We start from the raw sequence: 22,720 nt of genomic DNA, 5'->3' as shown, positions 1-22,720 counted from the left end.
CGTCTCAATGGTCAGCGGAACCGGCACGGTTCCGGGAAAAAATGCAGACGGCCCGGAGAACCGGGCCGCTGTAAAGGGGATCAGCTGCCGTGCAGCCGCCGCGCCTCAAGCACATCCGGCAACTGGTTCAGCTTGGCGATCACCCGGCCCAGCACCTGGAGGTTGTAAATCTCAATCTCCATGTCGATGGTGGCGAGCTGCTCTTTGGTGTCGCTGCGGCTGGCAACGCCCAGCACGTTCACCTTCTCATTCGCCAGAATGGTGGTGATGTCACGCAGCAGGCCGCTGCGATCGTTGGCGGTGACACGCACCACCAGCGAATAGCCGCTGGAGTAGCTTTCGCCCCAGACCGCGTCCACCAGCCGTTCGGGCGCATGGGAGCGCAGATCGGCCAATTGGTCACAGTCAGCGCGGTGGATCGAGATGCCGCGCCCCTGGGTGATAAAGCCGACGATCTCGTCGCCCGGAATCGGCTGGCAGCAGCGCGCGATGTGGTGCATCAGGTTACCGACGCCCTCCACCACCACGCGGCCGTTGTCTTTATTGGCGGTGCGCTGGTGTGACGGCGCGCTTTTCTGCGTCAGCTGGCGCAGCGCTTCGCGGTCCAGCTCCTCGGCCGTGGGCTTGTTCAGCTGCGACTGGAGGAAGTTCACCATCTGGTTAAGGCGGATGTCGCCGCCGCCAATCGCGGCCAGCACTTCGTCCAGCGAGTTGACGTTATAACGCGGGATCAGCACCTTCTCCGCCTCTTTCAGGCTGATGCCGAGCCGTGCCAGCTCATCATCCAGGATCTGCCGCCCGGCAATGATATTTTTATCGCGATCGAGTTTGCGGAACCAGTTCTGCACCTTCGACCGGCCGCGGCTGGTGGTGATGTAGCCGAGGTTCGGGTTCAGCCAGTCACGGCTGGGGTTCGGGTGCTTCTGGGTGATGATCTCAATCTGGTCGCCCATCTGTAACTGATAGGTGAACGGCACAATGCGCCCGCCGATTTTCGCCCCGATGCAGCGGTGCCCGACATCGCTGTGGATGTGGTAGGCGAAATCGAGCGGCGTGGAGCCGGTCGGCAGGTCGACCACGTCGCCTTTCGGCGTAAAGACGTAGACCCGGTCGTCGAATACCTGGCTGCGCACTTCGTCGAGCATTTCGCCGGAGTCCGCCATCTCTTCCTGCCAGGCAATCAGCTTACGCAGCCAGGCGATGCGCTCCTCGTAGCCGGTACGGGCGCCCACCACCGGCGCGCCCTCTTTATATTTCCAGTGCGCGGCCACGCCAAGTTCGGCGTCTTCGTGCATCTGCCGGGTACGGATCTGGATCTCCAGCGGCAGGCCGCGCGGGCCGAGCACCACGGTATGGATCGACTGGTAGCCGTTGGGTTTCGGGTTGGCGACGTAATCATCAAACTCATCCGGCAGGTGGCGGTAGTGGGTATGCACGATCCCCAGCGCCGCATAGCAATCCTGCAGGCGATCCACCACGATCCGCACGGCGCGCACATCAAACAGCTCATCGAACGCGAGCGATTTTTTCTGCATTTTGCGCCAGATGCTGTAGATGTGTTTCGGCCGGCCGTAGATATCCGCTTTGATGTTTTCACCCTGCATGGCCCGGCGCAGGTTCCCGACGAAATCGTCGATGTACTGCTCGCGGTCGATGCGGCGTTCATGCAGCAGTTTGGCGATGCGTTTGTATTCGTCCGGGTGCAGGTAGCGGAAGCAGAAATCCTCCAGCTCCCACTTCAGCTGGCCGATGCCGAGGCGGTTGGCGAGCGGCGCATAGATATTGGTACACTCTTTGGCCGCCAGCACGCGCTCATCTTCCGGCGCGTCTTTGACTTCACGCAGGTGGGCGATGCGCTCTGCCAGTTTCAGCACCACGCAGCGGAAATCTTCCACCATCGCCAGCAGCATCCGGCGCACGTTATCGACCTGCTCTGAGGCCATCGAATCATTTTGCGTGGCTTTCAGCTGGCGGATGGCATCCATGTCGATCACGCCGTGCACCAGCGAGGTGATGCCCTGGCCGAACGCGGCGGTCAGGGTCGCTTCGTCAACGATGCCCTCATTGACCAGCGGGAACAGCAGCGCGGCGCGCATACTGTCGTTGTCCATGCTGAGGGTCGACAGGATCTCCACCATCTCCAGGCCGCGCCATAACAGCAGCGACGCCTGCGGGTGGCCCTGGGTTTGCTGTTCGCAATATCGCCAGGTTTCGGCCAGACGCTCACCTGACTGGGGGCTGGACAAGCCTAAACTTTCGATCCACGCATCCAGCGCAAATTCGCCCGCCGTATTCAAATGCGCACTTCTTACCGCAACCATATCGACTCCCTACTTGTCCGCTCGCGCAGACCGGTTGATAAACAGACCCTCAGTGCCGGATGCCCGGCCTTTTCGCCTCTGCCGGCGGATTGCCTGTTTCCAGCAAACCTGGTGTCCCACCCCAGCGGGCGGCTACAGCACAGATAGACACTTCACGGCGGGGAAAGTTTGGCGTGATGAGGCACCCCCCCTGCCCGCGCGCCGGGCGGCACCCTGTGATTCCTTGTGCCGCGCCGGCCCCGGTAAAAACCGGGAAATATTCAGTGAATTTATAGGTGCATTATATTGCCCATTCGCCACCAGCGTGGCAATACCTTCCACGCCCGCGCCGCGTCTGCCTGCAACGCGGGTTTTGCCGGGTCGTCACACGGCGCTTTGCAAGGTAGAATCAGGGCTTGTTGCCGGGGTCACTGATGTTGACCACGCGGTTCTGCGGCCAATTCTCCCACAGTGGAATCTCATGACCAAATATAGCCTTCGCGCCCGGATGATGGTGTTAATCCTGGCCCCCACATTGTTGATCGGCCTGTTGCTCAGCACATTTTTTGTGGTGCACCGCTACAACGAATTGCAGGATCAGCTGGTGGATTCCGGTGCCAGCATCATTGAGCCGCTGGCGATCGCCAGTGAATACGGCATGACCTTCCACCACCGCGAGTCGGTGCGCCAGCTGGTGAGCCTGCTGCACCGCCGCCATTCCGATATTGTGCGATCCATCACGGTGTTTGACCGCGATAACCGGCTGTTCGTCACCTCCAATTACCACCGCAACTACAGCCAGCTGCAAATCAGCCAGGGTGAGCCGATGCCCACCGAGCTGATGCTGAGCCGCTACGGCAATGAGCTGATCCTGCGTACGCCTATCACCTCGGAAGAGAACGCCCCGGATGAAACCGACAGCATCCCGGCGCTGAAACCAGACAACCTCGGCTACATCGCCATTGAGCTTGACCTCAATTCCGTGCGCCTCCAGCAATACAAAGAGGTGTTTGTCGCGACCCTGCTGCTGGTGCTGAGCCTCTGCATCGCCATCCTGTTCGCCTACCGGCTGATGCGTGACGTCACCGGGCCTATCCGCAACATGGTGAATACCGTGGACCGCATCCGCCGCGGCCAGCTCGACAGCCGGGTGGAGGGCTATATGCTCGGCGAGCTGGACATGCTGAAAAACGGCATCAACTCGATGGCGATGTCACTGACCGCCTACCATGAGGAGATGCAGCAGAACATCGACCAGGCGACCTCTGACCTGCGCGAAACGCTGGAGCAGATGGAGATCCAGAACGTTGAGCTGGATCTGGCGAAGAAGCGGGCGCAGGAGGCGGCGCGCATCAAGTCGGAGTTCCTGGCGAATATGTCCCACGAGCTGCGCACCCCGCTTAACGGCGTGATCGGCTTTACCCGCCAGACGCTGAAAACCCCGCTGACGCCGACCCAGAGCGACTACCTGCAAACCATTGAGCGCTCCGCCAACAACCTGCTGACCATCATCAATGACGTGCTCGACTTCTCCAAGCTGGAGGCGGGCAAACTGGTGCTGGAGCATATCCCGTTCGCCCTGCGGGAAACCCTGGATGAAGTGGTAGTGTTGCTGGCGCATACCGCCCATGAGAAGGGGCTGGAGCTGACGCTGAATGTGCAAAACAACGTGCCGGAACAGGTCATCGGCGACCCGCTGCGCCTGCAACAGGTGGTCACCAACCTGCTCGGCAACGCCGTGAAATTCACCGAAAGCGGCAATATCGACATCAATGTGGAGCTGCGCTCGCACGACAACATGAAAGCGGAGCTGGAGGTGCAGATCCACGATACCGGCATCGGCATTTCCGAGCGCCAGCAGTCGCAGCTGTTCCAGGCATTCCGCCAGGCGGACGCCAGTATTTCGCGCCGCCACGGCGGCACCGGGCTGGGGCTGGTGATCACCCAGAAGCTGGTCAAGGAGATGGGCGGCGACATCAGCTTCTACAGCCAGCTCAACCGCGGCTCGACCTTCTGGTTCCACATCAATATTGAACTCAACGATCATTTCCTGCCGAGCGCCCAGCCGATGGACGCGCTCCAGGGCAAACGGCTGGCCTATATCGAAGCCAACGACGCGGCCGCCAAGGCCACGCTGGAAATTCTGGCCACCACGCCGTTGCAGGTGACGCACGGCACCCAGCTTGCGCAACTGCCGGAGGAGCATTTTGACATCCTGCTGATTGGCGTGCCGCTGAACAAACGCCATATGCTCGAAGAGTACAAAACGCGGATGCCGGGCATTCTGGCGCTGGCAGACCGCGTCATTATGGCGGTGCCTTCCCAGTTGCAGATTGACGCCGAAGCGCTGAAAAAGCTCGGGGTCCAGGGCTGCCTGATCAAGCCTATCTCCAGCGTGCGTTTGCTGCCGCTGCTGCTGGATGACAGCCAGGCCGGGCTGCTGGGCCACAAGCCCCACCGCCCGCCGCGCCTGCCGCTGACGGTGATGGCAGTGGATGACAACCCGGCCAACCTGAAACTTATCGGCACCCTGCTGGAGGAGCTGGTCGAGCACACGCTGCTGTGCGAAAGCGGTGCGGATGCCCTGGCGCTGGCACGCGAACAGGACCTGGATGTGATCCTGATGGATATTCAGATGCCGCACATTGACGGCATCCGCGCCGCCGAGCTGATTCACCAGTTGCCGCACCATGCCCGCACGCCGATCATCGCGGTGACGGCCCATTCGCTCTCCGGCGAACGTGAACACCTGCTGAAAGCCGGCATGGACGATTATCTGGCAAAACCGATTGATGAGGCGATGCTGAAACGGGTGCTGACGCGCCACCACGCCCCGGCCTGCGCCGAGCCGGACGTGCCGCCGCCGATGGTCAGCCCGGCGTCCGGGGAGCCGCTGCCTTCGCTGGACTGGTCACTGGCGTTGCGCCAGTCGGCCAACAAAGAGGATCTGGCCGGCGACCTGTTACAGATGCTGATCGACTTCCTGCCGCAGGTCAGCGAGCGGGTGCAGGCGATCGTTGACGGGGCCAATGACGACGCGATCCTCGCGCTTATCCACAAGCTGCACGGCAGTTGCAGTTACAGCGGCGTGCCGCGCCTGAAGCAGCTCTGTGGCTATCTGGAACACCAGTTGCGGCAGAATGTCAGCCTCCATGCGCTGGAGCCGGAGTGGCTGGAGCTGCTGGACGAGATTGAAAATGTCACCAATGCGGCGAAGATCCACCTGCGGGGCGGCTGATCGCCCCGTTGTTTAACGATCGTCATCCAGTTGCAGCGCCACATAGAGCAGCAAACGATCGTCAAAATTCCCAAGGTTAAGGCCGGTCAGCTCTGAAATCCGGTTCAGCCGGTATTCCAGCGTATTGCGGTGGATATAGAGCGCCCTGGCGGTGGCGGTGGGCTGCACATTATGGGCAAACCAGGCGGTCAATGTGCGGCGCAACAGGCCGTTGTTGTCCATGGTTTTCAGCCGCGCCAGCGGGCGCACCAGCTCGTTGGCCTGCCAGCCGCCGCGCAGGCTGTCGAGCAGCACCGGCAGCATCAGATCCTGGTAAAAATAGCTGCGCTGATCGGGCATCCGCTGTTTGCCGACGCTCATGGTGGTGCGGGCGGTACGGTAGGATCGGGCAATGCCGCCCGGCCCCGGAAAATAGTTGCCCAGCGCCAGCCGGATGCGCAAACGGCCGCGCTCCGTCATCCGCGCCAGCAGGTTATCAATGCGCGTGCGGTGTGCGTCGGCGTCCCAGCGGCCGTGGTTATTGAGCGCCGGTTTCAGCACCACCATTTCCGTCAGCGAGACAATGGCGATCAGGTTGTCACGCTCCGGCGAGGTGAGCAGCGTCTGTAGCTGCTGCAACTCCGCCATCGCGCTGTCCACCCCCAACTGGCCGCTGTCCACTTCCACCACCGCCACCACGCGCGGCAGGCTGAGATCGATGCCGAGCCGCTGCGCCCATTCGCCCAGCGCCGGGGAGAGGCTCTCCGCGCGGATCAGGTTCAGCACCAGCTCCTCACGCAGGCGGCTGTCCTGCGCCAGCATATGCAGCAGCCGCGCCTGCTCCAGCATCATTTCGGCGGTCATCCCCACCAGCTGCCCATACTGGCGCAAATCGGTGGGGTTGCCGGTCAGGCCGATGACGCCGACGATATCGCCGTCGAGCCGCAACGGCAGGTTCACACCGGGCCGCACGCCGTGCAGATGGCGCGCCACCGCGTCATCGATGTCCACCACCCGGCCCTGGGAGATCGCCAGCAGCGCCCCTTCGTGCAACTCCCCCAGCCGCTCCCGGTCACCGCTGCCGATAATCCTGCCGCGCCCATCCATCACGTTGACATTGCTGTCAATAATGCGCATGGTACGGGCCACGATATCCTGTGCCAGTCTGGCATCCAGATGATATGCTGCCATTCCTTTCCTTCTCCGCCTGACGGTTGACCCTCTCTTCCTCAGCATACTGAGCGCGCCCTACTCCTGCATTGTGCAAACGCACAAAGCACCGGGATATGCCCAAAAGCTGTGGCAGCTATCACAGATTTTTTGCAACGCAACAGAATGAAAGAACGCCTGCCCGGCCTGGAAGAGGTGGTAAAAATAGTGGCCGGGGCGGAAACGGGCGGATCGCGGCCATAAAAAAAGGCACGGTTTCCCGTGCCTTCCAGCGTATTGCCGGGAAAGCGATCCCGGCAGAAGAGACTATTACTGCATCAACAGATAGAGTGAGCTGTCGCCGCGCTGGATCGACAGCGCCAGCACCGACGGTTTGGTGTCGAGGATCTTGCGCAGCTCGCCGAGGTTGGCCACCGGCTGCTGGTTGACGCCCAGGATCACGTCGCCTTTTTTCAGGCCAATGCGCGCCGCGGCTGAGCCGGGTTTCACATTGTCCACTTTCACCCCTTTGTGGCCGTTCAGGTCGGTGTTGCTCAGCTCCGCCCCCTCAATGCCGGTGTAAATGGTGCCGGAATCCACCTGCGCCTGCTGGCTCTGCTCCAGCGTGACCTCAACGGTGACCGGTTTGCCGTCACGTTGCAGGCCCAGCGTCAGTTTGGAGCCGATCGGCAGGGTGCCGATCTCTGCCCGGAACGCGGCGAAGCTGGAGATCGCTTTGCCGTTCATGGTCAGGATCACATCCCCGGCCTTGATCCCGGCTTTGGCTGCGGCAGACTTCGGCATCACCTGGCTGACGAACGCCCCGCGCTGGGCGTCGACTTTCATCGCTTTCGCCAGCTCAGAGTTCAGTTCGGTACCCATAATGCCCAGTTCGCCGCGTTTCACCTGGCCGAATTCGATCATCTGCGCGGTCAGGTTTTTCACCATGTTGCTTGGGATGGCGAAGCCGATGCCGATGTTGCCGCCGTCCGGTGCCAGGATCGCGGTGTTAATACCGATCAGTTCACCGTTCAGGTTCACCAGCGCGCCGCCGGAGTTACCCCGGTTGATCGCGGCGTCGGTCTGAATAAAGTTCTCGTAGTTCTCGATGTTCAGGCCGCTGCGGCCAAGTGCGGAGACGATACCGGAGGTGGCGGTTTCACCCAGGCCGTATGGGTTGCCGATCGCCACGGTGTAGTCACCGACGCGCAGGGATTCGGAATCCGCCATTTTCACCGCGGTCAGGTTTTTCGCGTCCTTGATCTGCAACAGGGCGATGTCAGAACGCGGATCTTTGCCGATCACTTTGGCCTCAAATTTACGGCCGTCGTTGAGCTGCACCACGATTTTGGTGGCGTTGTCGACCACGTGGTTGTTCGTCACCACATAACCTTTGCCTGCGTCGATGATCACGCCGGAGCCGAGTGCCTGGAAGGCCTGTTTCGGCTGTGGCGCAACGTTGCCGCCGTCACTGCCGTCACCACCGCCCTGGCACAGCGGGGATTGCTGGAACGGGGAACCGTCCTGGCAGAAAGGCGAGTTGTCCCCGAAGAATTGCTGGAAGTTCTGCCCCATGCGCGGGGTATTGATGGCGGCGCTGCCTTCCACGTTAATGCTGACCACCGAAGGCATGACTTTTTCCAGCATCGGGGCCAGGCTGGGCAGCTGGGCGCTGCTGGAGGAGGCGGTTTCCGCCGCGTTAGCCGTCGAAACCGGGCCAAGGGCCATTCCAATACTTAGCGCCAGGGCGCTCAGGAACAAAGATGATTTTTTCATTTGTCTGTATCTCTTTAATTTATTGATGCGACAAGAACAATACTGACGGTGTAGCCGTGCTGAATAAGATGTACTAAATCACCTTAAGTTCACCGGCGTCGATTCAGCAATGGTAAAAAAGTGTGCGATGTCTTTACAAAAGGCCATTTTCTCATCACCCCCGGACGGCGGCCCCCGGCCCTGCCGCCCTACTCCGCCGCCGCCAGCCGCCGGTACTCATCATAGGCGTGCAGATCGGTCATGCCGCTGATGTAATCCTGAATCAGCCGGGCGCGGAAGTAGTATTCCCAGATCGGCTGCTCGGCCGCCGGTAAGGTCGCGATGTCGCTGACCGCCTGGGTGTAGGCGAGCCGGTATTTGCCGGAAAGCTTATGGAACAACCGCGTCTCGATCGGGTAGCGCCGGTGGGTATCCTGCTCATTAAGCTTCTGGAAATCCTCCGGCGGCATCTCCAGAAGCGGGCTGTAAATGTCCAGCAACCCGCTGATCACCCGGTAGCCCTGCAACTCCAGCTCCTCGACCTCGTGGTGGTTGAACACCCGCCGGAACGCGACATTCTTGAAGATCTCCAGCAGCCGGTTGGCCTGGCTCTGATCCTCCAGCAACGCCTGGTTCAGCGTGCCCTCGTAGATCTGCGGCAGGTTATCAATAAAGCGTTGCGCCGCATGGGGCACCAGCCGTTTCACCGTCTGCACCCGCAGTTCCATAAAGAAATAGTCGATCGGGTGGCGGTAACTCTGCGCCGCCATCATTTTTTTATAGGCGGTGCCTGCCACCAGATCAAACAGATCGCCGGGCTGCGCACTGCCCCACTCCTGTTGCAGATGGTGGTAAAGCTGCTCAACGGTGAAAATTTTCTTCTCCACCGCGTCTTCCAGATCGGCGATACAGTAAGAGATGTCGTCGGCCGCCTCCATGATGTAAGTCAGCGGGAAGCGCTGGAATTCGCCGAGCTGTAATTTTTCGCGCAACTGGGCGATCAGCGGCTCCTCCGCCAGGTAGTAACCCGGCTTTTTCATCAGGTAGCTGTACGCCGGCGGCACCGGCCCGGCCCAGTACGCCGGGCGGGTATATTTCAAAATGCAGGCTACCTGGGTATGGGTCAGGTTGAGGCGCAACAGGTTGAACACCAGCCGGATCGCCTGCGCATTGCCTTCAAAATGGCTGAGGTCGTGGCGGATGCGGCAACGCAGGGCGTTCAGCTTCTCCTCCCCGGCGCGCAGTTGCAGCAGCGGCACCCGGCATGCATCCTGTTCCGGCAGCGGCTCCCCGGCATCCCTCCTCGCCATACGCCGCCCGAACCAGTCATTGATCGCGGATTCGCCAAAGTGGCCGAAAGGCGGGTTGCCGATGTCATGCATCAGGCAGGCCATCTCCACCACGCTCTCAAACGGGGCCAGCAGTGCCGCCAGGCCGAGCGCCTCCAGTTGCCCCTGCCGGCCGAGCTTGTGCAGGATCTCCTTGGCAATATGCCGCCCCACCTGCTGCACCTCCAGCGAGTGGGTCAGGCGGCTGCGCACCGCGGCGTTGCGCTCCAGCGGGAACACCTGGGTTTTCTGTTGCAGGCGGCGGATGGCCGCAGAGTTGATAATGCGCCCGCGATCGCTCTCAAACTGGCGCACAATGTCATAGGCATCGAGCCCGGCCAGATCATCGCGCGGCGGGCTGAAAGGGCGTTCTATGCTGAATTTTTTTCTGAAATCGATTTCCGACATGCTGCATCCTCCGCCGGTCGCAGTCTATTACCGTTAGCGCTCGCCAGTAGCCATGATAGACTATTCGCCTTTATAAACATGTCGCCTTTATAAACATGTTGTCTTTATAAACACGTTGTCTTTAATAAACATGCCCGTCCGCATCAACCTGCGGGCCACGCATCCTCATCTGCGAGTCTCCCTATGAAAGTTGGCATCATTGGCGCAATGGAGCAGGAAGTCACCCTGCTGCGCGACAAGATTGAAAACCGTGAAACCCTGCAACGCGCCGGGTGTGAAATTTATACCGGCACGCTGCACGGCGTCGAGGTGGCGTTGCTGAAATCCGGGATTGGTAAAGTCTCCGCGGCGATGGGCACCACCCTGCTGCTGGAGCACTGCCGCCCGGACGTGGTGATCAACACCGGTTCCGCCGGTGGGCTGGCCGCCACCCTGAACGTCGGTGACATTGTGGTCTCCGATGAAGTGCGCTACCACGACGCCGATGTCACCGCCTTTGGCTATGCACCGGGCCAGATGGCCGGTTGCCCGGCCGCGTTCACGGCAGACGCCGCGCTGATCGACCTGGCGGCACGCTGCATCAGCGACCTCGGCCTCAATGCCGTGCGCGGGCTGGTGTGCAGCGGCGATGCCTTCATTAATGGTGCCGAGCCGCTGGCCCGTATCCGCGCCACCTTCCCGCAGGTGGCGGCGGTGGAGATGGAAGCGGCGGCTGTCGGCCATGTCTGCTACCTGTTCGGCACCCCGTTTGTGGTGGTGCGCGCCATTTCTGACGTGGCAGACCAGGCTTCCCACCTGAGCTTTGAGGAGTTCCTGGTGGTGGCGGCCGAGCAATCCACCCGCATGGTGGATGCGATGGTGCAGGCGCTGGCGCAGCGCGGCTGATGATGCACCTGTTGCGTACCCTGAAGGCACTGCTGTTGGCAGTGCCTTTTTTTGTCGTGGGTGTGGCGGCAGCCCAGCCTGCCCAGCGGGTCATCGCCCTGGCACCGAACCTCACGGAGCTGGCCTATGCCGCCGGGCTGGGGCCGCAGATGGTGGCCGCCAGTGAGTATGCTGACTACCCACCCGCCGCAGAAAAGCTGGAGCGGGTCGCCAACTGGCAGGGGATCAACCTGGAGCGGATCGTGGCGCTGAAGCCGGACCTGGTGCTGGCGTGGCGCGGCGGCAACCCGCAGCGGTCGCTGGATCAACTGCGCGCGCTCGGGGTGCCGGTGATCACCCTCGATCCGCAGAGTATTGATCAGGTGGCGGCAGCGTTGGATCAGCTGGCGGGCTACAGCGCCGCCCCGGATACCGCGCACCAGGCGGCACAACAGTTGCGCGCGGATCGCGATGCCTTACAACAGCAGTATGCGCGCGCCGCGCCGCTGCCGGTGCTGTTGCAGTTCGGCACCCGGCCACTGTTCACCGCCTCGGGGCAGACGCTGCAAAGCGAAGTGCTGCGGCTTTGCGGCGCGCAGAACCTGTTTGCTGACAGCCGCGTGCCGTGGCCGCAGGTGAGCCGCGAACAGGTGCTGATGCGCCGCCCGGCGGCGATTGTCACCCCCGGCGATCGCGCGGCGCAACAGGCGGTGGCGGCGTGGTGGCAGCCGCAGTTAAACGTGCCGGTGATCGCCCTTAATTCAGACTGGTTCAGCCGGGCCGGGCCGCGTATTATGCTGGCCGCGCGGCAACTCTGCCCGCAGTTGGCGGCGCTGCCCGCCTCCCCTTCCCCGGCACGGAACGATCGTTGATATGCTGCTCTACATTCTGGATATTTTAGGCACGGCGGTGTTTGCCATTTCCGGCGTCTTGCTGGCGGGCAAATTGCGCATGGACCCGTTTGGCGTGTTGGTGCTGGGCGTGGTCACGGCGATTGGCGGCGGCACCATCCGCGATATGGCGCTGGACCACGGCCCGGTATTCTGGGTGCGTGACCCGACCGATCTGGTGGTGGCCATGGTGACCTGTATGCTGACCATCGGGCTGGTGCGCCAGCCGCGGCGGCTGCCGAAATGGGTGCTGCCGGTGCTGGACGCCGTCGGGCTGGCGGTGTTTGTCGGCATAGGCGTCAACAAGGCGCTGGCCGCCGGCACCGGCCCGCTGGTGGCGGTCTGCATGGGGGTGATCACCGGCGTAGGCGGCGGCATTATCCGCGATATTCTGGCGCGCGAAATCCCGATGATCCTGCGTACCGAGATCTACGCCACGGCCTGTATTGCCGGCGGCATTGTGCATACCGTCGCTTACGCCTTAGGGATGCCGCTGTCGCAGGCGACGCTGCTGGGCATGGCGATCACGCTGGTGATCCGGCTGGCGGCGATCCGCTGGCATCTGAAACTGCCGACCTTTGTGCTGGAAAATAATGGCGGATAATTACCCATTAACAGTTCTTATTTGCTTAACTGATATTTAACCCGATATCGATTAAAAAGCATTCACCAAACTGATCGATTCTGTTATATTCATTCGCATTGAGAAGCGGCCCTTCACTGTTTCGCTTCTCAATACCCCTTCTGTCGCCCTCCTGATTCCCTTTTTGTGACTCATGACGGCGCAGAAAACGATGCATCAGTAAACCGGTTTACTTGAGGGATGCCCAGATCGGCTAAAGCCGGCACCGTCCCGTGCCGATAGTAAGGTAACTGATGCGTTGAGCACCTTTTCAACACCAGGATCATGACCTATGCGACAACACCTTTTCAGCGCGCTGTTTGCGTTGTGGGTATTGCCGGCGGCGGCCATCGGAAGTCAGGGCGTGGGTGCCCAGGGCGTGATAAATGTTCGCATGGTGATTGTGCCGACGTGCGCAGTGACCGTGACCAACGCCACACCCACGGCAGAATGCGGCAGCGATGCACGCTATCAGCCGGTTATCCGCACCCAGGCACTGAGCCAAGAGGCCCATCTGGCGGGCAACGTGGCACAACAGACGCAGCTTATTACCGTTGAATGGTGAGGCTGCGGCGGGGTTCCACACTACACACAGCTATGCGTTTTACCCAAAATCAGTGTTATCACTGCAATAAAAAAAATAATCCTAATAAAAAACCCGTCTGCCACCGGCACACGGGTTTTTTTCTGCCTGGCGTTTGCTGCGTCAGATACTGAAGGACGACCCGCACCCGCAGGTGGTTTTGGCATTCGGGTTGGTCACGATAAAGCGCGACCCTTCCAGCCCTTCGGTATAGTCCACGGAGCCGCCCACCAGGTATTGCAGGCTCATCGGGTCTACCACCAGCGCCACGCCGGCTTTCTCAATGGTCATGTCACCGTCGTTGATCTGATCGTCAAAGGTGAAGCCATACTGGAAACCGCTGCAACCGCCGCCGGTAATATAGACCCGCAGTTTCAGGTTCGGATTCTCTTCGTCCGCAATCAGGTTTTTCACTTTGTGTGCGGCTGCTTCAGTAAATTGCAGGGGCAGTGCTACGACGTCATCACTCATTTTTATACTCCAACCGGTTTTACTTCAGGGTGCACCAATAGCCGCCTGAATAATACCCTGATTATCTAATACCTGAGTAGTCTGTTCAAGTATTCGCCGCAGGGGGGCGGTTTCCCTGAGGATTGTCAGCCGTGTGCGGCGCGTTCGCCGCCTGTTCACGACCCTGACGTTCTAACGTGCGGGCCAGCAGGGTGGAATACAAGGGCTTGCCGCCGAGAAATTGCGCCACCAGCGTCGCGCCCAGGCAGGTGATGATCATCGGCAGAATCAGCTGGTAGTTGTCCGTCATCTCCAGCACCAGCACGATGCCGGTCAACGGCGCGCGCACCGTGGCGGCGAACAGCGCGCCCATCCCGGCAATGGCGAAGGTGCCTGCCTGCAAGCCGTAATGCGGGAACAGCGTACCGCAGGCCAGGCCGAACGCGGTGCCGCCCAGCGTGCCCAGCGCCAGCATCGGCGCGAAAATCCCCCCCGGCGCACCGGAACAGAAACAGAGCAGCGTGGTGACAATACGGCTGAAAAAGAGGGCCAGCAGCATCCCCAGCGAGTAGTGCCCGAGCGCCGCCTGCGGAATCAGCCCAAAGCCGCCGCCCGCGGCCGCCGGCATCACCAGCCCCAGCACACCGCACAGCCCGCCCAGCAGCCCGCCTGTCAGCAGGATCTTGCGTAACCGGCCGCCATGCAGCCGCAGGAACAGATCCTGGGTGCGGAAGATCAGCGCGTTAAACACCACACCAACCAGCCCGAACAGCATCCCCAGCAGCAGATAGAGCCACAGCGTGTTCATGGCCGCTGCCTGCAATTTGCCTATCTGAATCACCGTCGCGCTGCCGTTGAACGCCTGGTACACCACACTGGAGGCGATAACGCCGATGAACACGGCCTTAATGGAGATCAGGCTGTAGCGGAACTGTAACCGCATCTCCTCGATAATAAACAGGATACCGGCCAGCGGCGCGTTGAACGCGGCAGACAGCCCGGCCGCCGCGCCGGTGGCCAGCAGCGAGTGGCGCGCCTCCGCACTTTTCAGGCGGAACAGATCCACCAGCATTTTGCCGACGTTGCCGCCAATCTGCACCGTCGGCCCCTCGCGCCCCAGCACCATCCCGGCCCCCAGCGTGCCCATGCCGCCGATGAATTTCACCGGGATCACCCGCCACCAGCGCACCGGCCGCAGCTCCTCCAGCGCGCCCTCAATCTCCGGGATGCCGGAGCCGCCCGCTTCCGGCGCATAGTGGCGCACCAGCAGGTAGCCGACCATCGCCAGCAAGGCGGAGAGCACAAACGCCAGCGGCCACAGCAGCCACGCCTGCCCCGCCACCGTTTGCAGCGCACCAAGCCGTTGCTGCGTCACCCAGCCGACCGCCCGCTCAAACCCCACGCCGAGCAGGCCGGTCACGCCGCCCACCAGCGCCGCCACCACCAGGATAGCCACCGGGGTTTTGTCACGCCGCAGGAAGTGCCGCAACAGGTCACTGCGCCGCAGGCGGAGGGGGGAAAGCGGGCGGGTCTGGTCTTGGGTTATCATCCGGATTCTTCCAATAAGGATTAAGGAAAACAACGCGCCGCGGCGGCACGTCCCACACAGCAGCGCCGGTTATCCTACCCTGCCGCGCCGCGCCTGCAACAAAATGGCACGTTTTTCTCGCGGCCAGAGGCCGTCCACCGCCCGGCAACGATTTCATAACGCGCCCCACTTCACTAGAATAACGGGGTTATCCTCTGCATCCCTGTGATGCGAACCTTTTCAGGAGCCGATTCATGAGCCAACACAGCAAGTCCGAAAGCCTGTTCACCAAGGCGCAGAAACTGATCCCCGGCGGCGTCAACTCGCCGGTACGTGCCTTTACCGGCGTCGGCGGCGTGCCGCTGTTCGTCGAACATGCGGACGGGGCTTACCTGTTTGATGCCGACGGCAAAGCCTATATCGATTATGTCGGCTCCTGGGGGCCGATGGTGCTCGGCCACAATAACGCCGCCATCCGCGAGGCGGTGATTGAAGCCGCATCCCGTGGCCTGAGCTTCGGCGCGCCTACCGAAATGGAAGTGACCATGGCGGAGCTGGTCACTGAGCTGGTGCCGACCATGGACATGGTGCGGATGGTGAACTCCGGCACCGAGGCGACCATGAGCGCCATCCGTCTGGCGCGCGGCTTCACCCACCGCGACAAAATCATCAAGTTTGAAGGCTGCTACCACGGCCATGCCGACCACCTGCTGGTGAAAGCCGGTTCCGGCGCGCTGACCCTAGGCCAGCCGAACTCGCCGGGCGTCCCGGCTGATTTCGCCAAACACACCCTGACCTGCACCTATAACGATCTGGCCTCAGTGCGCACCGCGTTCGAACAGTACCCGGATGACATCGCCTGCATCATCGTGGAGCCGGTGGCCGGTAACATGAACTGCGTGCCGCCGCTGCCGGAGTTCCTGCCGGGGCTGCGCGCGCTGTGTGACGAGTTCGGCGCGCTGCTGATCATCGATGAAGTGATGACCGGCTTCCGGGTGGCGCTGGCCGGTGCGCAGGCGCACTACGGCGTGGTGCCTGACCTCACCTGCCTCGGCAAAATCATCGGCGGCGGGATGCCGGTAGGTGCGTTTGGCGGCCGCAGTGATGTGATGTCCGCACTGGCACCGACCGGGCCGGTATACCAGGCCGGGACGCTCTCCGGCAACCCGATCGCGATGGCCGCCGGCTACGCCTGCCTGACGCAGATCGCCCAGCCGGGCACCCATGAAACGCTGACCGAGCTCACCGAAAACCTCGCCACCGGCCTGCTGGCAGCGGCAAAAGAGGAGAACATCCCGCTGGTGGTGAACCGTGTCGGCGGCATGTTCGGCATCTTCTTCACCGATGCGGAGCGCATCACCTGCTATCAGGATGTGATGGGCTGCGACGTGGAACGCTTTAAACGCTTCTTCCACCTGATGCTGGAAGAGGGCGTCTACCTGGCACCGTCTGCCTTCGAGGCCGGGTTTATGTCCCTGGCACACACCCAGGAAGACATCCAGCGCACCATTGATGCCGCGCGCCGCTGCTTCGCGCAGCTCTGAATGCCACTCCTGTAAAAAAGGGGCCATCTGGCCCCTTTTTGTTTTTGTGTCCTGCTGTCCGGCTACCCTGCCCTACGCGGCCTGCTTGCGCAGCAGGTAGATAAAGTACGGCGCGCCGATAAAGGTCGCCAGCAGCCCGGCCGGGATCTGGTTCGGGAACAGCAGCATCCGCCCGCCCCAGTCCGCCAGCATCATCAGCATCCCGCCCAGCAGCGAAGCCATCACCAGTTGCGGCAGCGCCCGTCGGAAGCCCATCATGCGCGCCATGTGCGGCGCCATCAGCCCAACGAAGCTCAACGGCCCGATGGTCAGCGTCGCCACTGCCGTCATGACCGCGGCCAGCAGCAAAATCACCAGCCGTGTCGGGGCCAGCGCCAGCCCCACCGAGCGCGAGGTGGCACTGCCGAGCGGCAGGATCACCAGCCAGCGGCGGCAGAACGGTGCCAGCGCCAGCAGGAGCACGCCCATCAGCGCGCTGTGCCACGCCTGCTCCGGCGTCACCGAGTAGGTCGAGCCGGAAATCCAGGTCAGCAGGCGGCCCATGCGCGGGTCGCCGCTTGCCATCAGCAGGGTAATCAGCGTGGTGAACGCGGTGCTGAGGCCAATCCCTGCCAGCAGCATCCGCGCCGGGGAGAAATTGCCGCGCGCCGCCACCAGCATAATGATCAGCAGTGTCCCTGCCGCGCCGAGGCTGCCCGCCGGCAGCAGCCAGCCGAACGCGTCACCCGGCACCAGGAACAGCATCAGCACCACGCCGAATGCCGCGCCGGAACTGATGCCCAGCACTTCCGGGCTGGCCATCGGGTTGCCGGTGAGCTTCTGCATCAGGGTGCCTGCCGCGCCCAGCATCACGCCGGCCGCCAGTGCCGCCATCACCCGCGGCATCCGCCACGGCAGGAGTTGTGTGAAGAGGTCGCCGTGCGCCCAGACCCAGCCGTTCATGTCGCGGCCAAAGGCCAGCGCCACCCACAGCCCGGCCAGCAGGCAAAGCAGCCCGCCGGCTATCCAGCGCGACAGGTGGCGGCGCTCTGCCGGCACGCTGCCGCCCTGGGCCATCGGCGGCGGCGCGGCGCGGTGGCGCAGGCGCGGCAGCAGCCATAACAGCAGCGGCGCGCCGACCAGCGCCGTCGCGGCCCCGGTCGGCACATCCTGCCAGACGTGGCTGAGCCACAGCATAATCTGGTCGGTCAGCCACAGCAGCAGCGCCCCCAGCAGCGGGGCCAGCAGCACACGGCTCACCAGGCGGCGGGCGCCGAGCAGTGTCGCCAGCAGCGGCGAGAACAGCCCGACAAAACCGATCACGCCGACGGCATTGACGATCTGCGCGCTGAGCACAATCGCCACGCCAAGCGCGCCGAGCCGCGCGGCAGACAGCCCCAGCCCGAGGTTACGGGCGATGCCGTCATCCAGCCCCAGCAGCGTCATCGGCCGCAACAGCAGCAGCGCCAGCACCAAAGCCAGCACCAGCCGCGGCCACAGGAAACCGGCGATATGCCAGTCCTGTTGGTTGAGCGCGCCGCTGCTCCAGAGGAACAGGCTCTGCAACTGGTCGTAATTGAACAGCGCCAGCAGGCCGTTGACCGCCCCGCAGTAGAGGCTGAGCACCAGCCCGGCGAGGATCAGCGTCACCGGCGACATGCGTTTGCCCCAGGCGACGCCGAACACCAGCACGCCGACCAGCAGCGCCCCGGCCATCGCCGCGAATTGCTGCGTCAGGGTACCGCCCGGCATTGGCCACAGGGTGACAATCGCCAGCCCGAGCTGCGCCCCGGCGGAGACGCCCAGCGTCGCCGGTTCCGCCAGCGGGTTACGCAGCACCTGCTGGAACAGCACCCCGGCCAGCGCCAGCCCGGCCCCGGCCAGCAACGCCACCACGATGCGCGGCAGCAGGCTGTAATGGAACACCATCTGGCGGACGTCATCCACATCCGGGTGCAGGAAGCCCTCCGGCCAGAGCGGGAGCGGCAGTTGCCAGCGCAGGTTATAGCCGCTGAGCGCCAGGCAGGCCGCGATCAGCAGGCCGAAGGTCAGCAGGGCCACGGCAGGGAAACGGCGGCTCATGGGCGGCCTCCCAGCACCTGCGGCAACATACGGCAGAAGCGCATGGCCGAGTAGGTGGAGCCGTAGAACCAGATGGCCGGCATCTCAGTGACCACGCCGTCACGCGCCAGCGGCAGTGACTGCCAGAGCGGCGTGGCGGTGATCTCATCACGCAGGCGGTGGTCGCCGTGGTCAAAACAGAGCGCATGGGCCGGTTTCACCGCGGCAAGTTGTTCAATCCCCACGATGGCGCTGCCCCAGAAGTTGGTTTCGCCGGGCCAGGCATTGGGGATCCCCAGTTCATCCAGAACATTCATAAACAGGCTGCCTTTGCCGAACACCAGCACATGGCGGGCGTCAAGGAATGAGAATAACAGTACCGGCCGGCGGGCGGCGGCGGGCAGCTGCGCGCGCGTCTGCGCCATCAGCGCATCAAACTGCGCCAGGTGGCGGTCAGCGGCAGGCCGCAAATCGAGCCGTTCCGCCAGTTGGTGCAACGCACGGCGCGCCAGTTGCAGCGGCGGCTGTTGGCCGTCGTAAAAGGCGAAGCCCATCGACGGCGCAATGCGTTGCAACGCCTCCGGTGACGGGCCATACCCGGCGGAGAGCATCAGCAGCGACGGCCGCAACTGTTGCAGCATCTCCAGGTTTGGCTCGGTGCGGGTGCCGACGTCCACGACGTTTGGCGGCAGCGCCGGTTCTTTCACCCACAGGCGGTAGTTGTAGACATCTGCCACGCCCAGCGGCGCGACACCCAGCGCGAGCAGCAGCTCGGTCGGCGACCACTCCAGCGTCACGATCCGGGTGAGGTCCGGCCGGGCGGCCGCCAGTGACGGCCAGGCCGGGAGCAGCGGCGAAAGCGCCATCGCCTGCAACAGGCGGCGGCGGGTGGTGTCAGGTTGATTACATTTCATCAGCAGACAAAGCTCACCGGGGCACCGCCGCCGGGGTGCGGCAGCACGCCCATCGGGATACCGTAAATTTTCTCCAGCACCGGCCCCTGCATGATGTCCAGCGGGCTGCCTTCGGCGATCATCTGCCCTTCACGCAGGGCGATCAGGTGATCGCAGTAGCGCGCCGCCACGTTGATGTCATGCAGTACCGCGATCACCGTCAGCCCGCGTTCGGCGGTCAGCCGTTTGATCAGCGCCAGCACCTCGACCTGATGCGCGATGTCGAGCGCGGAAGTCGGCTCATCCAGCAGCAGGCAGCGCGTCTCCTGCGCCATCATCATCGCCAGCCAGGCGCGCTGGCGCTCGCCGCCGGAGAGGCTGTCCACCAGCCGGTGGGCGAACGCGTTGAGGCCGACCAGCGCAATTGCCCGGTCTACCGCCTCGCGGTCATGATGGCGGAAACGCCCCAGCGCGCCGTGCCACGGGTAGCGGCCAATCGCCACCAGCTCCTGTACCGTCATCCCTTCGGCGGGCGGCAGTTGCTGCGGCATATAGGCCACTTCCCGCGCGAACGCTTTGCTGTCCCAGTTTTCCAGCGGTTTGTCGTTCAGCAGCAGTGCGCCACCGGAGGGCGGCTGGTGACGGCCGAGCATTTTCAGCAGGGTGGATTTACCCGAGCCGTTGTGGCCAATCAGGCCGCAGAATTTTCCCTGGGGAAAGGTCAACGTCAGAGGGGCAAGCAGCGTACGGCCGGGAACGGAGAAGCTGACCTGTTGCAGGCACAGCGTGGCATGGGGAGCTTCAGCGGACGGGCCGCCGACGGGGTGAGTGTTGTTATCCTGCATAATTCCCTGTCTTGAAAACGGGCACGGCATGCCGTGCCCGAAGGTCAGTGTGATATGTCAGGGCGGCACCGGGTTCATCATGAACGCAAGGCTGTCCTTTAGTTAGAAGCGGAAGGTGGCCGTCGCCACCACCTGGCGATCGCTGCCCCAGTAGCAGGCGTAGTCGCGGTAGCAACTGGAGACATATTCGCGGTCAAACAGGTTGTTGATGTTCAGCCCTACCGTGGAACCCGGCAGGCCGACGCGCGCCAGATCGTATTTCACGGTGGCATCCACCAGGGTATAGGCCGCCACGTTGTATTGCTGGTTAGCGGCGTCAATGGTGTTGGTCGCGCCCACATAGCGCACACCGCTGCCGAGGGTCAGGCCGCTGAGCGCCGTCTCATGGAAGGTGTAATCCGCCCACAGCGACGCCATGTTACGCGGCACTTCCACCGGGCGCTGGCCCTTCAGGTTGGTGTCTTTGGTGTATTCCGCGTCGGTGAAGGTGTAAGACGCCGTCAGGTTGACGTTGGCATTGACTGCGGCTTTCGCTTCCAGCTCGATGCCGCGTGAGCGGATTTCGCCGGACTGCACGCTGAAGCTGCTGTTAGTCGGGTCGGCCGTCAGGTTGTTGTCTTTGGTCAGCTGGTAAACCGCCGCCGTCAGGCTGATCGGCTGGTCTTGCGGGATATATTTCACCCCGGCTTCATACTGCTTGCCGTGGGACGGGTCGAACGATTTACCGCTTTGGGTGGCACCGCTGACCGGCTCAAAGGATTCGCTGTAGCTGAAGTACGGCGAAATCCCGTTGTCGAACAGGTAGTTCAGGCCGCCGCGCCAGGTGAACTGCTCATCGCGGTCTTTGTCGGTGGCACCGCTGCTGCGGGTCAGCACCGTGCTTTTGGCGAAGTCATAACGGCCGCCCAGGGTCAGCAGCCAGTGGTTCCACTCTGCCTGATCCTGCACGTAGAGGCCGGTCTGCTCCTGGCGGTTCAGGATGTTGTAACGGAAGTAGACATCGTAGTCATCATTGCCGTACTGCGGTGCGGTCATATTGATGCTGCTGGTGGACGCGTAGTCCGCGTTGATGTCGTTACGCATCCGCATGTAGTCCACGCCCATCAGCAGGGTGTGGTCAACCTGGCCGGTGCCGAATTTGGCCTGCGCCTGGGTGTCCACGTCGAAGTTACTCAGCTTCTCGCTGGAGTCGACAAAGGCACGCTGGATGGTCGCCGGGGCGACATAGCCGTTACCGTAGTGGCCGATGTAGTGGGTGCTCAGCATGGTGTAGCGCAGGTTCTGGCGCACCGTCCAGGTGTCGTTGAACGCGTGCTCGGCGCTGTAACCCACCATCTTCTGGTTGCGGGAGAACTTGTCCTCCTGCTCGCCTTCGGTGTAGTTCACCGGCAGTTTGCGCTGGTTGCCGTTGGCATCGGTGTACGGCACCACGGTGCCTTGCAGCGGCAGCCAGCCGTAGTAGCCCGCTTCCGGATCGTTCTGGAAGTTGCTCAGGAAGGTGAAGGTGGTGTTGTCATCCGGGTGCCAGGTAAAGGACGGCGCGATGGCGTAACGCTTCTCCTGGGACATCTCCTGCTGGGCATCCTGGCTGCGCGCCAGCCCGGTCAGGCGGTAGCTGTAAACGCCGTTGTCATCGATGGCACCGCCGAAATCAAACCCGGTCTGGTAGAGGTTGTCAGTACCCATCGAGAACTGCACTTCACGCAGGGTCTCGGTGGTCGGGCGTTTGCTGACCATAGAGACCAGGCCGCCGGGGTTGCTTTTGCCGTACAGCACGGAGGACGGGCCGCGCAGCACTTCCACCCGCTCGAGGAAGTACGGGTCCATCGACACTTCGGAATAGTTATCGCCCTGGAGTTTAATGCCGTCCAGGTACTGGTTGGTGTTGGTATTGGTAAAGCCGCGGATGGACACCGCATCAAGAATGTCGGAGCTGCCGCGGCTGGCGAACACGCCCGGCGTGTAGCTCAGCGCCTCTTTTACCGTGTCCGGCTGGCGCATTTCCAGCTCGTCACTGGTCACGACAGAGACGGACTGCGGTGTTTTCACCAGCGGTGTATCGGTTTTGGTGCCGGTAGCACTCCGCTTGGCCGCCACGGTCGCGGCCGGCCCCCATGCGCTTTCCTGCGCCACATCCGGCCCGCTGCCGACGACGGTAATGGTATCACCCGTTTGCGCCGGGTCGCCCTCTGCCGCCGTAGCGGGTAATACGAACGTGCCTAACGTAACCGCAATGGCAAGGGTCACTTTCCCAAGAGGAAAGGCCGCCGGGATCATGGTGCCTGAGTGTGTGCGCATGGTCGC

16 protein-coding genes are annotated in these 22,720 nt (G+C 62.6%); 6 read left to right on the top strand and 10 right to left on the bottom strand.

The genetic code is table 11. The features are described from left to right. Nucleotides 1-80: 80 nt before the first annotated feature. Nucleotides 81-2,321, bottom strand: a complete 2,241-nt coding sequence (gene relA, locus JK232_RS08585) for a GTP diphosphokinase (protein WP_072928955.1) — start codon at nt 2,319-2,321, stop codon at nt 81-83. Nucleotides 2,322-2,781: 460 nt separating this feature from the next. Here relA and barA point away from each other — a divergent pair, with 460 nt between their 5' ends. Then, a complete protein-coding gene (gene barA, locus JK232_RS08580) occupies nt 2,782-5,538 on the top strand; it encodes a two-component sensor histidine kinase BarA (protein WP_212589063.1) in 2,757 nt (918 codons plus the stop codon). Between the two features lie 12 nt (nt 5,539-5,550). Here barA and JK232_RS08575 read toward each other — a convergent pair whose 3' ends face one another. The 3 genes from JK232_RS08575 to dgt all read right to left on the bottom strand — a co-directional run bounded on the left by JK232_RS08575 (nt 5,551) and on the right by dgt (nt 10,157). Beyond that, nucleotides 5,551-6,708 carry a CdaR family transcriptional regulator gene (locus JK232_RS08575; protein ID WP_072928953.1) on the bottom strand — a complete coding sequence of 386 codons (1,158 nt, stop codon included), beginning with the start codon at nt 6,706-6,708 and terminating at the stop codon, nt 5,551-5,553. Between the two features lie 288 nt (nt 6,709-6,996). Then, nucleotides 6,997-8,442, bottom strand: a complete 1,446-nt coding sequence (gene degP / locus JK232_RS08570; RefSeq protein ID WP_072928951.1) for a serine endoprotease DegP — start codon at nt 8,440-8,442, stop codon at nt 6,997-6,999. A gap of 188 nt (nt 8,443-8,630) precedes the next feature. Then, nucleotides 8,631-10,157 (bottom strand): dGTPase, encoded by a 1,527-nt coding sequence (gene dgt / locus JK232_RS08565; RefSeq protein ID WP_212589062.1) that lies wholly within the window; start codon nt 10,155-10,157, stop codon nt 8,631-8,633. A 183-nt stretch (nt 10,158-10,340) separates the two neighbouring features. On the opposite strand from dgt, the gene mtnN reads away from it, so the two are divergent. From mtnN to JK232_RS08545, 4 genes are all read left to right on the top strand, one after another. Continuing rightward, nucleotides 10,341-11,042 (top strand): 5'-methylthioadenosine/S-adenosylhomocysteine nucleosidase, encoded by a 702-nt coding sequence (gene mtnN, locus JK232_RS08560; protein WP_101857982.1) that lies wholly within the window; start codon nt 10,341-10,343, stop codon nt 11,040-11,042. Then, nucleotides 11,042-11,893, top strand: a complete 852-nt coding sequence (gene btuF, locus JK232_RS08555; RefSeq protein ID WP_072928944.1) for a vitamin B12 ABC transporter substrate-binding protein BtuF — start codon at nt 11,042-11,044, stop codon at nt 11,891-11,893. The genes mtnN and btuF overlap by 1 nt, the downstream gene beginning before the upstream one ends. Nucleotide 11,894: 1 nt before the next feature. Next, on the top strand, nt 11,895-12,515 hold the full coding sequence (locus JK232_RS08550; RefSeq protein ID WP_072928942.1) for a TRIC cation channel family protein: 621 nt from the start codon (nt 11,895-11,897) through the stop codon (nt 12,513-12,515). A 310-nt stretch (nt 12,516-12,825) separates the two neighbouring features. Further along, nucleotides 12,826-13,098: a hypothetical protein gene (locus JK232_RS08545; RefSeq protein ID WP_072928940.1), complete on the top strand. Its 273-nt coding sequence runs from the start codon at nt 12,826-12,828 to the stop codon at nt 13,096-13,098. Nucleotides 13,099-13,239: 141 nt separating this feature from the next. Here JK232_RS08545 and erpA read toward each other — a convergent pair whose 3' ends face one another. Further along, a complete protein-coding gene (erpA, locus tag JK232_RS08540; protein ID WP_072928938.1) occupies nt 13,240-13,587 on the bottom strand; it encodes an iron-sulfur cluster insertion protein ErpA in 348 nt (115 codons plus the stop codon). Nucleotides 13,588-13,672: 85 nt separating this feature from the next. Next, on the bottom strand, nt 13,673-15,115 hold the full coding sequence (clcA, locus tag JK232_RS08535; protein ID WP_072928936.1) for a H(+)/Cl(-) exchange transporter ClcA: 1,443 nt from the start codon (nt 15,113-15,115) through the stop codon (nt 13,673-13,675). A gap of 233 nt (nt 15,116-15,348) precedes the next feature. On the opposite strand from clcA, the gene hemL reads away from it, so the two are divergent. Next, nucleotides 15,349-16,638, top strand: a complete 1,290-nt coding sequence (gene hemL, locus JK232_RS08530) for a glutamate-1-semialdehyde 2,1-aminomutase (RefSeq protein ID WP_072928935.1) — start codon at nt 15,349-15,351, stop codon at nt 16,636-16,638. Nucleotides 16,639-16,710: 72 nt separating this feature from the next. Here the strand turns inward: hemL and fhuB are convergent, their stop codons facing one another. From fhuB to fhuA, 4 genes are all read right to left on the bottom strand, one after another. Continuing rightward, complete coding sequence (gene fhuB, locus JK232_RS08525; RefSeq protein ID WP_072928933.1) at nt 16,711-18,699, bottom strand: Fe(3+)-hydroxamate ABC transporter permease FhuB; 1,989 nt, start codon at nt 18,697-18,699, stop codon at nt 16,711-16,713. Beyond that, complete coding sequence (fhuD, locus tag JK232_RS08520; RefSeq protein WP_072928931.1) at nt 18,696-19,592, bottom strand: Fe(3+)-hydroxamate ABC transporter substrate-binding protein FhuD; 897 nt, start codon at nt 19,590-19,592, stop codon at nt 18,696-18,698. The genes fhuB and fhuD overlap by 4 nt, the downstream gene beginning before the upstream one ends. Further along, entirely contained in the window at nt 19,592-20,416 is an 825-nt protein-coding gene (gene fhuC / locus JK232_RS08515; RefSeq protein ID WP_079205238.1) for a Fe3+-hydroxamate ABC transporter ATP-binding protein FhuC, read from the bottom strand. The genes fhuD and fhuC overlap by 1 nt, the downstream gene beginning before the upstream one ends. A 102-nt stretch (nt 20,417-20,518) precedes the next feature. After that, complete coding sequence (gene fhuA / locus JK232_RS08510; protein WP_241522417.1) at nt 20,519-22,714, bottom strand: ferrichrome porin FhuA; 2,196 nt, start codon at nt 22,712-22,714, stop codon at nt 20,519-20,521. Nucleotides 22,715-22,720: the final 6 nt, after the last annotated feature.

The organism is Nissabacter archeti (assembly GCF_018257325.1).
Classification (GTDB): Bacteria; Pseudomonadota; Gammaproteobacteria; order Enterobacterales; family Enterobacteriaceae; genus Chimaeribacter; species Chimaeribacter arupi.
This window is presented reverse-complemented; position numbering and strand designations above follow the sequence as displayed.

Bases quoted from the DNA above. Each gene is read 5' to 3' on its own strand.
- relA (WP_072928955.1), bottom strand. From the start codon at position 2,321: ATGGTTGCGGTAAGAAGTGCGCATTTGAATACGGCGGGCGAATTTGCG.
- barA (WP_212589063.1), top strand. From the start codon at position 2,782: ATGACCAAATATAGCCTTCGCGCCCGGATGATGGTGTTAATCCTGGCC.
- JK232_RS08575 (WP_072928953.1), bottom strand. From the start codon at position 6,708: ATGGCAGCATATCATCTGGATGCCAGACTGGCACAGGATATCGTGGCC.
- degP (WP_072928951.1), bottom strand. From the start codon at position 8,442: ATGAAAAAATCATCTTTGTTCCTGAGCGCCCTGGCGCTAAGTATTGGA.
- dgt (WP_212589062.1), bottom strand. From the start codon at position 10,157: ATGTCGGAAATCGATTTCAGAAAAAAATTCAGCATAGAACGCCCTTTC.
- mtnN (WP_101857982.1), top strand. From the start codon at position 10,341: ATGAAAGTTGGCATCATTGGCGCAATGGAGCAGGAAGTCACCCTGCTG.
- btuF (WP_072928944.1), top strand. From the start codon at position 11,042: ATGATGCACCTGTTGCGTACCCTGAAGGCACTGCTGTTGGCAGTGCCT.
- JK232_RS08550 (WP_072928942.1), top strand. From the start codon at position 11,895: ATGCTGCTCTACATTCTGGATATTTTAGGCACGGCGGTGTTTGCCATT.
- JK232_RS08545 (WP_072928940.1), top strand. From the start codon at position 12,826: ATGCGACAACACCTTTTCAGCGCGCTGTTTGCGTTGTGGGTATTGCCG.
- erpA (WP_072928938.1), bottom strand. From the start codon at position 13,587: ATGAGTGATGACGTCGTAGCACTGCCCCTGCAATTTACTGAAGCAGCC.
- clcA (WP_072928936.1), bottom strand. From the start codon at position 15,115: ATGATAACCCAAGACCAGACCCGCCCGCTTTCCCCCCTCCGCCTGCGG.
- hemL (WP_072928935.1), top strand. From the start codon at position 15,349: ATGAGCCAACACAGCAAGTCCGAAAGCCTGTTCACCAAGGCGCAGAAA.
- fhuB (WP_072928933.1), bottom strand. From the start codon at position 18,699: ATGAGCCGCCGTTTCCCTGCCGTGGCCCTGCTGACCTTCGGCCTGCTG.
- fhuD (WP_072928931.1), bottom strand. From the start codon at position 19,592: ATGAAATGTAATCAACCTGACACCACCCGCCGCCGCCTGTTGCAGGCG.
- fhuC (WP_079205238.1), bottom strand. From the start codon at position 20,416: ATGCAGGATAACAACACTCACCCCGTCGGCGGCCCGTCCGCTGAAGCT.
- fhuA (WP_241522417.1), bottom strand. From the start codon at position 22,714: ATGCGCACACACTCAGGCACCATGATCCCGGCGGCCTTTCCTCTTGGG.